10 protein-coding genes are annotated in these 13,514 nt (G+C 29.2%); 8 read left to right on the top strand and 2 right to left on the bottom strand.

The window, feature by feature from the left end:
- Positions 1-35: 35 nt before the first annotated feature.
- The 5 genes from ACJJVY_RS02575 to ACJJVY_RS02555 all read left to right on the top strand — a co-directional run bounded on the left by ACJJVY_RS02575 (position 36) and on the right by ACJJVY_RS02555 (position 7,261).
- Positions 36-3,005: an amidohydrolase family protein gene (locus ACJJVY_RS02575; protein ID WP_405604821.1), complete on the top strand. Its 2,970-nt coding sequence runs from the start codon at positions 36-38 to the stop codon at positions 3,003-3,005.
- Positions 3,006-3,016: 11 nt separating this feature from the next.
- Positions 3,017-4,315 carry an amidohydrolase family protein gene (locus ACJJVY_RS02570; RefSeq protein ID WP_405604819.1) on the top strand — a complete coding sequence of 433 codons (1,299 nt, stop codon included), beginning with the start codon at positions 3,017-3,019 and terminating at the stop codon, positions 4,313-4,315.
- 162 nt (positions 4,316-4,477) lie between these two features.
- Complete coding sequence (locus ACJJVY_RS02565; protein ID WP_405611563.1) at positions 4,478-5,275, top strand: TrmH family RNA methyltransferase; 798 nt, start codon at positions 4,478-4,480, stop codon at positions 5,273-5,275.
- Positions 5,276-5,281: 6 nt separating this feature from the next.
- Complete coding sequence (ppgK, locus tag ACJJVY_RS02560) at positions 5,282-6,028, top strand: polyphosphate--glucose phosphotransferase (protein WP_405604817.1); 747 nt, start codon at positions 5,282-5,284, stop codon at positions 6,026-6,028.
- Positions 6,029-7,261: a M48 family metallopeptidase gene (locus tag ACJJVY_RS02555; RefSeq protein ID WP_405604815.1), complete on the top strand. Its 1,233-nt coding sequence runs from the start codon at positions 6,029-6,031 to the stop codon at positions 7,259-7,261.
- Here the strand turns inward: ACJJVY_RS02555 and ACJJVY_RS02550 are convergent.
- Positions 7,258-7,476, bottom strand: a complete 219-nt coding sequence (locus ACJJVY_RS02550) for a hypothetical protein (RefSeq protein ID WP_405604813.1) — start codon at positions 7,474-7,476, stop codon at positions 7,258-7,260. The two genes, ACJJVY_RS02555 and ACJJVY_RS02550, sit on opposite strands and share 4 nt — an antisense overlap.
- A 40-nt stretch (positions 7,477-7,516) precedes the next feature.
- On the opposite strand from ACJJVY_RS02550, the gene ACJJVY_RS02545 reads away from it, so the two are divergent.
- The 3 genes from ACJJVY_RS02545 to ACJJVY_RS02535 all read left to right on the top strand — a co-directional run bounded on the left by ACJJVY_RS02545 (position 7,517) and on the right by ACJJVY_RS02535 (position 11,573).
- Positions 7,517-9,739, top strand: a complete 2,223-nt coding sequence (locus tag ACJJVY_RS02545) for a RelA/SpoT family protein (protein ID WP_405604811.1) — start codon at positions 7,517-7,519, stop codon at positions 9,737-9,739.
- A gap of 73 nt (positions 9,740-9,812) precedes the next feature.
- Entirely contained in the window at positions 9,813-10,262 is a 450-nt protein-coding gene (locus ACJJVY_RS02540; RefSeq protein ID WP_405604809.1) for a Fur family transcriptional regulator, read from the top strand.
- A gap of 39 nt (positions 10,263-10,301) precedes the next feature.
- Entirely contained in the window at positions 10,302-11,573 is a 1,272-nt protein-coding gene (locus ACJJVY_RS02535) for an adenylosuccinate synthase (RefSeq protein WP_405604807.1), read from the top strand.
- Positions 11,574-11,645: 72 nt separating this feature from the next.
- Here the strand turns inward: ACJJVY_RS02535 and ACJJVY_RS02530 are convergent, their stop codons facing one another.
- Complete coding sequence (locus tag ACJJVY_RS02530; protein ID WP_405604805.1) at positions 11,646-13,448, bottom strand: hypothetical protein; 1,803 nt, start codon at positions 13,446-13,448, stop codon at positions 11,646-11,648.
- Between the last annotated feature and the right edge of the window lie 66 nt (positions 13,449-13,514).

The following is a 13,514-nucleotide window of genomic DNA, read 5'->3' as shown; positions in this document are numbered from 1 at the left end:
TAGGGAATTAATCCAAATATATAATTCAAACTTTTATGAGAAAATTACTCTTATTTTTCTCCTTATTTGTAGCATTTTCTATGCATTCGCAAGATTATTTCCCTACAGATAGCGGAGTAAAAACAACAGAAAACACAACTTTTGCATTTACAAATGCAACAATTTATGTTACGCATGACAAAGTTGTAAAAAAAGGAACTTTACTAATTAAAGATGGTAAGGTTTTAAGTATTGGTAAATCAGTTAAAATTCCTGAAGGAACAAAAACAATTGATTTAAGTGGTAAAACTATTTATCCTTCTTTTATTGACATTTATTCTGATTTTGGTTTGGCAAAACAAAGCAGAGAAGGTGGTCAAGCAGGGTTTAGATCTAGAACAAGACAATATGAGGCTACTCGTGAAGGTTATTACTGGAACGATCATATTAGACCAGAAACAAATCCAATTGCAGATTTTAAATTCGATAGCAAAAAAGCGAAAGGTTTAATTGATGCTGGTTTTGGTGTTGTAAACACACATTTTAACGATGGTATTGTACAAGGAAATGGTTTATTAATAGCTTTAAACCCTAATTCTTCTGATGCTTACAGAATTTTAGATACAAAATCCTCTCAATATTTATCATTTAATAAGAGTTCTAAATCTAGTCAAGCATACCCAAGTTCTAGAATGGGTGCAATGGCTTTATTACGTCAAGTATATAATGATGCTGATTGGTATGCAAAAGGAAATATGAAAAATAAAGATTTGTCTTTAGAAGCATTTAATGCAAATAAAGGTTTAAATCAAATTTTTGAAACTTCTAATGTTTTAGATGCTTTAAGAGCAGATAAAGTAGGTGATGAATTTGGTGTACAATACACAATTGTTGGTAGCGGAGAAGAATTTGAAAGAATTAGCGATATTAAAGCAACCAATGCAAATTTTATTATTCCTATTAACTTTACTGTTGCTTATGATGTTTCTAATCCTTTGCTTGCACAACATATTTCTTTAGGAGATATGCGTAAATGGAATCAAGAACCTTCTAATTTAAGTGTACTTTCTAAAAACGGAGTAAATTTTGCTTTAACAACACATACTTTAAAGTCTGTTGGTTCTTTTCATAAAAACTTACAAAAAGCCATTAAATATGGTTTTGAAAAAGAAAAAGCTTTAGCTGCTTTAACTACTATTCCTGCAAGTATTATTGGCAATACTTCCATCGGAAACTTAAATACAGGTAGTTATGCAAACTTTATTATTACTTCTGGTGATGTTTTTGATCCTAAAACTACCATTCATGAAAACTGGGTGCAAGGTGATAAAAACATAGTTAATGACATGGGAATTAAAGATATTACAGGTAACTATATGTTAACGGTTAATGGTGAAAATTACGATTTATCAATTACAGGTAAAGGTGCTAAACAAACTGGTACCATTAAAAAGGGTGATAAAAAAGTAACTTCTAAATTTTCTTTTTCTGATGATTGGGTTACAATTACTTTAAATGAAGATAACAAATTTACCAGAATGTTAGGTAAAATTGTAAACGATTCTAATTTAATGCAAGGTGACGCTTTTGATACTAAAGGAGATAAAACATCTTGGTCTGCTAGTAAAAAAGTAGCAGCAACAACATCAAAAGGAAAACCTTCTAAAAAAGATGGTAAAAAAGAAAAAGCAATTACTGTTGTTCCTGTTAGTTATCCTAATATTGGTTTTGGTAATTACGTTCAACCAAAAACACAAACAATTTTAGTAAAAAATGTAACTGTTTGGACCAGTGAAGATGAAGGTATTTTAGAAAATACAGATGTTTTATTAAAAAATGGAAAAATTGCTAAAATTGGTAAAGACTTAAGTGCTGGCGGAGCAACTGTTGTTGATGGAACCGGGAAACACTTAACTGCTGGTATTATTGATGAGCATTCTCATATTGCTGCATCATCTATTAACGAAGGTGCACAAAACTCTTCTGCAGAAGTTACTATAGAAGATGTTGTAGATCCTAATGATATTAACATTTATAGAAACATTTCTGGTGGAACAACAACTTCTCAAATTTTACATGGTTCTGCAAACCCAATTGGAGGTCGTTCTGCAATCATCAAATTAAAATGGGGAGAAAATGCGGAAGAAATGATTTACGATAACTCACCTAAATTTATAAAATTTGCTTTAGGAGAAAACGTAAAACAATCTCGTAGCACAAACGGTACTCGTTTTCCGCAAACAAGAATGGGTGTAGAACAAGTTTTTATCGATTACTTTACAAGAGCAGAAGAATATGATGCTTTAAAGAAAAGTGGAAAGCCTTATAGAAAAGATGCTGAAATGGAAACATTGGCAGAAATTATTAACAGTGAACGTTATATTTCTTGTCACTCTTATGTACAATCAGAAATTAATATGTTAATGAAAGTTGCAGATAAATTTGGTTTTACAATTAACACTTTTACGCATATTTTAGAAGGATATAAAGTTGCAGATAAAATGAAAGAACACGGAGTTGGTGGTTCTACATTCTCTGACTGGTGGGCATATAAATACGAAGTAAATGATGCAATACCTTACAATGCTGCAATTATGCATAATGCTGGTGTTACTGTTGCTATTAATTCTGATGACAGAGAAATGTCTAGAAGATTAAACCAAGAAGCTGCAAAAACAGTAAAATATGGTGGAATGACAGAATTAGAAGCTTGGAAAATGGTAACTCTTAATCCTGCAAAATTATTACATATCGATGATAGAGTTGGTAGTATTAAGGTTGGTAAAGATGCAGATGTGGTTTTATGGAGCGATCATCCAATGTCTATTTATGCTAAAGTTGAAAAAACAATAATTGATGGTAAAGTATTTTTTGATAGAAACGAAGACATTAAAAAACGTGAAGCTATCAAAGAAGAAAGAAGCAAATTAATTAACATGATGTTACAGGAAAAAATGGGCGGAGCTAAAACTCAAGTTCCAAGAAAAAGAAGAGATATTGATTTTCACTGTGATACTGAAATATAAAGCTAGATAATATGAAAAAAATAATATATAGTTTGCTATTCACCTTCTTATTAGGAAATAGCATTATAGCACAACAAACACCTGCAGACAAACAAACTGCAGATTATTCTATTGAAGGTGCAACAGCACATTTAGGAAATGGAGAAGTTATAGAAAACTCTTTAATAATGTTTAGCGAAGGTAAAATTGTTTTTGCAGGAAGTGCAAATGCAAAAATTGCTAGAAAAGGAACCGTTATTAATGCAAAAGGAAAACACGTTTATCCAGGTTTTATAGCAGCTAATGCCTCTTTAGGTTTGGTAGAAATCGATGCTGTTAAAGCAAGTGATGATGAAGATGAAATAGGTACAAACAACCCACACATTAGAAGTTTAATAGCTTACAATGCAGAAAGTAAAGTTGTAGAATCTATGAGGCCAAACGGAGTATTAATGGCACAAATTACACCTAGAGGTGGTTTAATTTCTGGAACATCTTCTGTTGTACAATTAGATGCTTGGAATTGGGAAGATGCGGCCATTAAAGTGGATGATGCAATCCATATGAACTGGCCACAAAGTCTTTCTAGTGGAAGAAGAAGATTTGGTGGTGATGGAACTTTAAAACCAGATGCTGATTATCCTAAAAAAATAAGTGATATTAAAGATTATTTTACTAACGCTAAAGATTATTTAGCTAGTAAAACAGAAAAAAAACACTTACCTTACGAAGCTACAAAAGGCTTATTTGATGGTTCTAAAGGTTTATTTATTCATGTAAATGGACAAAAAGAAATTACAGATGCAGTAACAATTTCTAAAGATTTAGGAATAGAAAAAGTTGTAATTGTTCTTGGTGGTGAAGCAGATAAAGTGGCTGATTTGTTAGTTGAAAACAAGATTCCTGTTATTTTAGAAAGACCTCATAGAAATCCTAATAGTGAAGATGATGCTTACGATGCTACATATACTATTGCTAAAACTTTAACCGATAAGGGAATTGTAGTTGCACTTGGTATGCAAGGAGCTATGGAACGTATGAATACTAGAAATTTACCTTTTTATGCGGGTACATTTGCTGCTTTTGGTTTAGATAAAGAAGTTGCTTTACAATTATTAACAGGTAATTCTGCTAAAATTTTAGGAATTGATGATTTTACTGGAACTTTAGAGGTTGGTAAAGATGCTACACTATTTATTTCTGAGGGTGATGCTTTAGATATGAGAACTAATATTATTTCTGTTGCTTTTATACAGGGTAGAAATATCAGCTTAGAAACACATCAAACAAAATTGTGGAAAAGATATTCCAACAAATACAAAACAAAGTAAATTTGTTTTAACTTAAATTAAAAAAGGCTCGCAATTGCGAGCCTTTTCTTTTTCATAGAATTTTAACTAATTCAAATAAATAAAATATTTACTTCATTTAGTTACAAATATTGTAATTGTTTAGAGTTAAAACAATACCTATAATTAGGTATATTTGCCATGATGAAAGAAATTACAAGCATTCAGAACTCATACGTAAAAAACTTACTAAAATTACAAGATAAAGCTCGTGAACGTAAAAAACAAGGTTTATTTATTGTAGAAGGTAAACGAGAAATTTCTCTAGCAATTTCTGCTAACTATAAATTTGAAACAGTTCTTTTCTTTCCAGAATTGATTTCAGAAAACGAAATTTTACACCTTTTTAATGAAAATGTAAATAGAATAACTATTTCTAAAGAAGTATATCAAAAACTAGCTTATAGAGAATCTACAGAAGGTATTATAGCTGTTACAAAAGCAAAAGATTTTTCTTTAGATAATATTCAATTTAAAAATAAAAAACCACTAATTTTAGTTGCAGAAAGTGTAGAAAAACCAGGTAATATTGGTGCACTTTTAAGAACTGGAGATGCTGCAAATATAGATGCTGTTTTTATTGCAGATCCTAAAAGCGATTTATACAATGCTAACATTATTAGATCTAGTGTGGGTTGTGTATTTACTAATGATATTGCTATTGGTACATCAGAAGAAATAATTACTTTTCTTAAAGAGAAAAACATTAATATATACGCTGCTACTTTACAAAACTCTAATGAATATCATAAAGAGAATTATATAGAAGCTTCTGCAATCGTTGTGGGTACAGAAGCAACTGGTTTAACCGAGATTTGGAGACAAGCTGCAAATAAAAACATAAATATACCTATGCAGGGTAAAATAGATTCTATGAATGTTTCTGTTTCTGCTGCAATTATTCTTTTTGAAGCAAAAAGGCAGAGAGATTTTAAAATATAAAAAAACATGAAAGTATTAGGAATTGACATTGGTGGATCTGGAATAAAAGCTGCTGTAGTGGATACAAAAACAGGAGAATTACTTACAGATAGACACAGAATACCTACACCAAAACCAGCTACACCAGAAGCTGTGGCTAAAGTTGTAAAAGAAATCGTAAAACATTTTGATTGGAAAAAATCCGTTGGTTGTAGTTTTCCTACTACAATTGTAGATGGAAAATGTATCCATTCTGGAAATTTAAGTGAAAAATGGTTAAATGTAAAAGTTGATAAACTTTTTAAAAAGGAATGTAAACTACCTTTTTATGTAAGTAACGATGCAGATTTAGCCGGACTTGCAGAAGTAAGTTTAGGTGCAGGTAAAAAAGAGAAAGGAGTTACTTTAGTTATTACAATTGGTACAGGTATTGGGTCTGGTTTGTTTTTTGACGGAAAATTGATTCCGAATGTAGAAGTAGGAAAATTGTTACATACCGATGGAAAAATCATTGAGTTTTACACTGCGGATTCTATAAGAAAAAAAGAAGACTTAACACTAAAGCAATGGGCTTTACGTTTTGATGAATTGTTAGAATATGTAAGAATTGTTTTTTCACCAAGTTTAATTATTCTAGGTGGTGGTATAAGTAAAAAATACGATGAGTTTAAAGAACATTTAACCACAGAGGTTAATGTAAAAGTTGCTGAGTTTAAAAATAATGCAGGTATTATTGGTGCTGCAATGTATGCCCATAAAAAGGAAAAAGAATAAATGCAACCTACTACTCTATTTTATATATTAATAGCAATTTTAATTATCAGTTTTATTATTGATAAGGTTTTAGATTTTTTAAACTCTAAACATTTTGATGATGAAATTCCTGATAAGTTAAAAGATGTTTATAATAAAGAAGAGTATCAGAAATCTCAAGAATACAAAAAGGTAAATGATAAATTTTCTAATATAACATCTGCATTTTCTTTGGGGTTAACTTTAGTTTTCTTTTTTGTTGACGGATTTAAACATGTAGATGATTTTGCAAGAAGTTTTACTGATAATTCTATTTTGGTCGCTTTAATTTTCTTCGGTATTATAATGTTAGCATCAGATATTTTAACAACACCTTTTTCTTATTATAAAACCTTTGTCATAGAAGAAAAATTTGGTTTTAATAAATCAACAAAAAAAACTTTTTGGTTAGATAAATTAAAAGGAGGTTTAATGAGTGTAGTTTTAGGTGGTGGAATTCTATCTTTAATTATTTGGTTTTATCAATTTTCTGGAGAAAATTTTTGGTTATATGCCTGGGCTTTAGTTGCTTTATTTTCTTTGTTTATGAATATGTTTTACGCAAAATTAATTGTGCCTTTATTTAATAAGCAAACAGCTTTAGAAGCAGGTGAATTAAAATCTGCAATAGAAGAATATTCAAAAAAAGTAGGTTTTACCATTAATAATATTTTTGTAATCGATGGTTCTAAACGTTCTACAAAAGCAAATGCCTATTTTTCTGGTTTTGGCTCTCAAAAAAGAATTACTTTATACGATACTTTAATAAACGATTTAGAAACTGATGAAATTGTAGCTGTTTTAGCGCATGAAGTTGGTCATTATAAAAGAAAACATATTGTTTTTAATTTAATATCTTCTATCCTACTTACAGGTTTTACACTATTTATTTTATCGCTTTTTATCAATTCTTCTGTTTTATCAGAAGCTTTATCTATTTCAACTCCAAGTTTTCATATTGGTTTAATTGCATTCGGAATTTTATATTCTCCAATTTCAGAAATTACAGGATTATTTATGAATTATATGTCTCGTAAATTTGAATATCAGGCAGATAATTTTGCAAAAGAAACTTTTGAAGGAAAAGCTCTAATTACATCACTTAAGAAGTTGTCTAAAAATAGTTTGAGTAATCTAACTCCACATCCTGCTTATGTTTTTGCTCATTACTCACATCCAACTTTGTTGGAAAGAATAGAAAATTTAGAAGGTTAATTATTTTCAATTACAGAATAAACAATATTTTCTATCATTTTTTTAAAAGGTTCATCAGCACTATAAGCCAACATTGTGGTTAACTCAATACACGTATTTTTATCATATTTAATATAATAAATACGTTTTTTAAAATCAATTCCTTTTTTATCTATAATCCCTTCTAATAGAAAATTTAGAAAACTAATTATTTGCTTGTTAAAATACTTCTTCATAAATTCACTTAGAATATCATTTTTTTCAAAAGTATAACTTATGGAATACAACGCTACAATAGAAGAAGAAAATAAAGAAATAGCAAATCGTTACAAAGATTTACTAAAAGGAACATATGAGGTTTTATCTAAAGAAGATAAAGAACTCATTAGAAAGGCATTTGATGTAGCTGTAGAAGCACACTCTAAGCAACGTAGAAAAACTGGGGAACCTTATATTTTTCATCCAATTGCTGTTGCTAAAATTGTGGCTTATGAAATTGGTTTAGATGCAATTTCTATTGCTTCTGCCCTTTTACACGACGTTGTAGAAGATACAGATTATACTATAGAAGACATGGAACGTCTTTTTGGTGAAACTATTGCTAAAATTGTAAACGGACTTACCAAAATTTCTCGTTTAAATAAAGAGCAAGATGCATCTATACAAGCAGAAAATTTTAGAAAAATGCTTTTAACATTACATGATGATGTTAGGGTTATTTTAATAAAAATTGCAGACAGATTGCATAATATGCAAACAATGGATGCTATGCCTGGTTATAAGCAAGTTAAAATAGCATCAGAAACATTATATATTTATGCTCCTTTAGCACATAGATTAGGTTTATACAATATAAAAACGGAATTAGAAGATTTAGGATTAAAATATACAGAACCAGAAGCTTATAATAGTATTTTAAGTAAAATTAAAGAAAGTAAAGAAGATCAATTAAATTATTTAAATCAATTTGAAGAAACTTTAAAAGCAGGTTTAGATAAAGAAAACTTTGATTATGAAATAAAAGGACGTTTTAAATCCATTTATTCTATCCGTAGAAAAATGATTAAACAAAACGTAACTTTTGATGAAGTTTATGATAAATATGCTATTAGAATTATTTACAAACCTAACTCTAATGATGATAAATTTGATGCTTGGAAAATCTACACCATTGTAACAGACTACTTTAAACCAAATCCCTCTAGATTAAGAGATTGGATTACACAACCAAAATCTACTGGTTATGAAGCTTTACACATTACAGTTGTTGGGCCAAATTCTAGATGGGTAGAAGTGCAAATTCGTTCTAATAGGATGAATGAAATTGCAGAAAAAGGATATGCCGCACACTTTAAATACAAACAAGGTACAAGTGAAGATAATGGTTTAGAGAGTTGGTTAAACAAGTTAAAAGAAACGCTAGAGACTCAAAGTTTAAATGCTGTAGATTTTGTAGAAAATTTTAAACTAAATCTTTATTCTAAAGAGATTTATGTATTTACTCCTAAAGGCGATTTAAAATCTTTACCAAAAAATGCAACTGCTTTAGATTTTGCTTTTTCAATACATACAGACGTAGGTTTAACTTGTAGAGGTGCAAAAGTAAATGGTAAATTAATGCCTTTAAGTCATCAACTTAAAAGTGGAGACCAAATAGAAGTAATAACAAGCTCTACAAACAAACCCAATGCAAGATGGTTAGATTTTGTGATTACAGCCAGAGCAAAAGGTAAAATTAGAGCAGCATTAAAAGAAGAAGAAAAACTAATTGCAGAAGAAGGTAAAGCAATATTATCACGTAAACTACGTCATTTAAAAATTGATTATAATGATAAAAATATTAATGAAATTGTAAACTATTTTCAACTTAGAACAAGTTTCGATTTATTCTTTAGAGTTGGTAATGGGGCTATTGATAACACACAATTAAAAGCATTTGTTTCTCAACGTAACAGTAAAATTTTAAATTTCTTTAAAACAAAATTACGAAGAGGACCTTCTGATAAAGATTTTATTGCAGAAACAGATGAAGTTAATAATAAATTTGATGCACTCGTTTTTGGAAAAGAAGAAGAAAAATTAGATTATAAGTTATCTAAATGTTGTAACCCAATACCAGGAGATAAAGTTTTTGGATTTTTAACTATAAATGATGGTATTAAGGTTCATAAAATGAACTGCCCTAATGCTATTTCTTTGCAATCTAACTATGCATATAGAATTATGCAGGCCAAGTGGATAGACTCTACTAAACAAGAGTTTAAAGCAATATTAAAAATTGAAGGTGTTGACAATAAAGGAATTGCAAATAAAGTTACTCGTCTTATCTCTAGTAATATGGGCGTATTTATAAATAGCATAAATATTAAAGGAGATGATGGTGTATTTGAAGGTAAACTTTCTATTAGTATTAAGAATAGTTCTCAGTTAAACAAGCTGATAACAAACCTTTTAAAAATTGAAGGGGTTAAAAAAGTAGAACGTGTTAATACTTTGTAAATATCAATTGATTAAAATTGTTAATTTATTAATAAATAGCTGTAAATTTGCTTTTTGTAAAAATCACTTGTAAATGAGTAATTCTCTTGAAAATCAAGAAGTAGTTAAAAAAGTTTTCACTGCATACCTAGAAGAAAAAAAGCATAGAAAAACACCAGAACGATACGCAATTCTTCAGGAAATATATTCTTCTGAAGAACATTTTGATATAGAATCACTTTATATTAAAATGAAAAATAAAAACTATAGAGTTAGTAGAGCTACGCTATACAATACTATAGATTTACTTTTGGGTTGTGGCCTAGTAAGAAAACATCAGTTTGATGGACAATCTATGGCGCGTTACGAAAAGAGTTATTTTGATAAAAATCACGATCACGTAATTTTTGCAGATACAGGAGAAGTAAAAGAGTTTTGTGACCCAAGAATACAGGTTATAAAAAAAACAATAGAAGAAATTTTTGATATTGATATTCATAGTCATTCTCTATATTTTTACGGAACAAAAAAGAACAAATCTTAAACAAAACACACACAAAATAAAATATCAAATTACACACTAATGGCTGTAGATTTATTACTAGGATTGCAATGGGGAGATGAAGGTAAAGGTAAAATTGTAGATGTACTTACTAAAAATTACGATATCATTGCTCGTTTTCAAGGAGGTCCAAATGCAGGACATACTTTAATTTTTGACGGACACAAACACGTTTTACATACAATTCCTTCTGGGATTTTTCATAAAACAGCATTAAATGTTGTTGGTAATGGAGTTGTTATTGATCCTGTTATCTTTAAAAAAGAATTAGAAAACCTAGATAAACATAATATAGATTATACTTCTAAATTATTAATTTCTAGAAAAGCACACTTAATTTTACCAACGCATAGATTATTAGATGCGGCATCAGAAACATCTAAAGGAAAAGCAAAAATAGGTTCTACTTTAAAAGGTATTGGTCCAACTTATATGGATAAAACTGGTAGAAATGGAATGCGAGTTGGAGATTTAGAATTAGAAAACTGGAAAGAAAAATACGATGCTTTAACAGAAAAGCACATTAAAATGTTAGAATTCTTTGATGTTCAAATAGAATACGATTTAAAAGAATTAGAATCAGAGTTTATAAAAGGTATTGATAAATTAAAAACATTGGCTTTTATTGATAGTGAAGAATTTTTAAACCAAGCTATTAAAGATAAGAAAACGATTTTAGCAGAAGGAGCGCAGGGTTCTTTATTAGATATTGATTTTGGTACATACCCTTTTGTAACATCTTCTAACACAACTGCTGCTGGTGCTTGTACCGGTTTAGGTGTTGCACCAAATAGAATTGGAGATGTTTTTGGTATTTTTAAAGCTTACACTACTCGTGTTGGTTCTGGACCTTTCCCTACTGAATTATTTGACAATGACGGAGCTACAATGGCAAAAGTAGGTCATGAGTTTGGTGCTACAACAGGTAGACCAAGACGTTGTGGTTGGTTAGATTTAGTAGCTTTAAAATATGCTGTTGATGTAAATGGTGTTACACAATTAATGATGATGAAAGGTGATGTTTTATCTGGATTTGATACATTAAAAGTATGTACATCTTACAATTATAAAGGTGAAGAAATTAGTCATTTACCTTATAACATTGAGCCAGAAAATGTTTCTGTTAACTATACAGAATTTAAAGGATGGGAAGACGATTTAACAAAAATGACTTCTGCGGATCAATTACCACAAAATTTATTGGACTATGTTGCTTTTATAGAAAAAGAAACAGGTGTGCCAGTTTCTATAGTTTCTGTTGGTCCTGATAGAATGCAAACAATTACAAGATAATTTATCTTGCGATAATAAATTTAAAAGCATCTTTCTGTTTATGAAAGATGCTTTTTTTTACTTAAAAAGTAATCATTTAAGGTTTTCTATTTCTAAACCTATTAGAGATAATTTATTTTGTTCAACTTTTAGAGCATTTAAAAGAACTTCTTTTTGTAATGCAAAAAAATCTTTCTTTTCTGTAAATACCTCATTATAATAATAAATACCAGCTTCTAAATTGTTTTTAAATTTAGATAAATATCTCAATTGCTTTTTATCTATTTCTGACTTAATTTCATCAACTTTATCTTGTAAATGAGTTATGTATAGAGATAATTCTTTTATAAAAACATTAGGTCTATCTAATCTTGATATCATGTTTTTTCTACCATAAATATGATCCGTAATTCCCTTTAAACTCATTATTTTATCATAATAAGCCATATTTGGTCCTGGGCAAACAGAAACTCCATCCCCAGTTTTTTTTGTACTTACATTATTTAAAATTAATGTTGATGTACCTAAACCAACACAGATACATGATTTTTCGATAATTTTTTCTTTTCTTGATTCTTTCTCTTGATTCGAAATTTCTAAAGCATCTAATTCTTTTAATTTTAAATGCTGATATTCTCTTGAAGCAGTACACAATCCACTTTCTTTAAATTCTTTGTTTAAAGAAATGTATTTATTAGGACAAGAAGTACCAGGTCTTCCTTTGTCAATTAATTCCTGTTTTTGAATATCTTTAGTATTTCCTTTTAAAGTATTAAAAGGTATACCTAAAGGAGAAGTATTGCTTAAATATAAATCGGCTTCTTTTGCTTTAGCAAGCTGTTGCATCGTTTTATCGTCAACGCTAGTTGCTTCTGGCACTAATAAAAACGGACTTCCCCAACCTACTGAATCTAATTGATATTCTTCCATTAAAAAAGAATGCTCTTCTTCTGTACCTACTCCACCTTGTGTTGTAATTTTTAGTTCTAAATCCGTATTAGGAATAATTTTATTCGAGTCTTTTAAAGCTTCAAACATTAAGTTTTGGGTCTGTTCTTTTAAAGCTTCTTTATTCTCTCTAAACTCTTTTAAAACTGGGCCTAAAAGAAAACCATCAGTAGCAAAAGCATGTCCACCACAATTTAAACCAGATTCAATTCTGTACTCAGAAACCCATAAACCTTTTTTTGCTAAAAATTTACCTTGTATAAATGCAGATCTATAATCGCTTACTTTAAGAATTATTTTCTTTTTAATATAACCATTTTTATCAGGAAAAAAGTCTTTAAAATTACTGATGTAAGCATATAAACGAGGGTTCATACCTGCAGAAAGGACCAAAGAAGAAGTTAATTTACTTTCGGCAAAACCCCTTAAAGCAGCATGAGCATCATTATACTCAATTGACATTAGTTTTTTATCTTGGTAATTTCCTTTATCAACTTTGGTCATAATATTTACATCAATACTACCCATTGTTAAGTTTCTATTTGCCCAATCTTTTAGTTTAGAAAAATCAACACTTTCTTCTGTTAACTTTAAAAATTCTTTTTTAACACTAGAATACTCTGGTAGCATATGTATGTAATCCCTTAGTGCTTTACTTTTTTCTGAAGTAATATTTTTAAGTTGATTAAATTTTTGCTCTGTTTGATCATGTAATAAATTTAAATAAGAAGTAATTCTTTTAGCTCTAAAATCATCAACTTTATCTGTAATTTCTTTGTAAGGTAATTCTAATTTTTCGCTGTAGAGCTTTCTCATTTTCTCTACCAAAATATCATCAACTAAAGAAACAACAGAATCTATACCATATTGTGCAACTTTTAAAGGGGAGTCAATTGTAAAACCAATTCCCATAACTGGAATATGAAATGAATGCGTGTTTTTTTTCATTTATTTTAAATGTTTTGTAAACCGCAATATATTCTTATTTAAAACTGAAAAACATGATTATTATCA

This window comes from Polaribacter sp. Asnod1-A03 (assembly GCF_045063585.1).
Lineage (GTDB): Bacteria > Bacteroidota > Bacteroidia > Flavobacteriales > Flavobacteriaceae > Polaribacter.
The sequence above is the reverse complement of the archived record's forward strand: the minus strand, read 5'-3'. Positions and strand labels throughout refer to the sequence as shown.

Excerpts from the sequence above, each read along its gene's own strand:
- ACJJVY_RS02575 (WP_405604821.1), top strand. The coding sequence starts at position 36 with ATGAGAAAATTACTCTTATTTTTCTCCTTATTTGTAGCATTTTCTATG.
- ACJJVY_RS02570 (WP_405604819.1), top strand. The coding sequence starts at position 3,017 with ATGAAAAAAATAATATATAGTTTGCTATTCACCTTCTTATTAGGAAAT.
- ACJJVY_RS02565 (WP_405611563.1), top strand. The coding sequence starts at position 4,478 with ATGAAAGAAATTACAAGCATTCAGAACTCATACGTAAAAAACTTACTA.
- ppgK (WP_405604817.1), top strand. The coding sequence starts at position 5,282 with ATGAAAGTATTAGGAATTGACATTGGTGGATCTGGAATAAAAGCTGCT.
- ACJJVY_RS02555 (WP_405604815.1), top strand. The coding sequence starts at position 6,029 with ATGCAACCTACTACTCTATTTTATATATTAATAGCAATTTTAATTATC.
- ACJJVY_RS02550 (WP_405604813.1), bottom strand. The coding sequence starts at position 7,476 with ATGAAGAAGTATTTTAACAAGCAAATAATTAGTTTTCTAAATTTTCTA.
- ACJJVY_RS02545 (WP_405604811.1), top strand. The coding sequence starts at position 7,517 with ATGGAATACAACGCTACAATAGAAGAAGAAAATAAAGAAATAGCAAAT.
- ACJJVY_RS02540 (WP_405604809.1), top strand. The coding sequence starts at position 9,813 with ATGAGTAATTCTCTTGAAAATCAAGAAGTAGTTAAAAAAGTTTTCACT.
- ACJJVY_RS02535 (WP_405604807.1), top strand. The coding sequence starts at position 10,302 with ATGGCTGTAGATTTATTACTAGGATTGCAATGGGGAGATGAAGGTAAA.
- ACJJVY_RS02530 (WP_405604805.1), bottom strand. The coding sequence starts at position 13,448 with ATGAAAAAAAACACGCATTCATTTCATATTCCAGTTATGGGAATTGGT.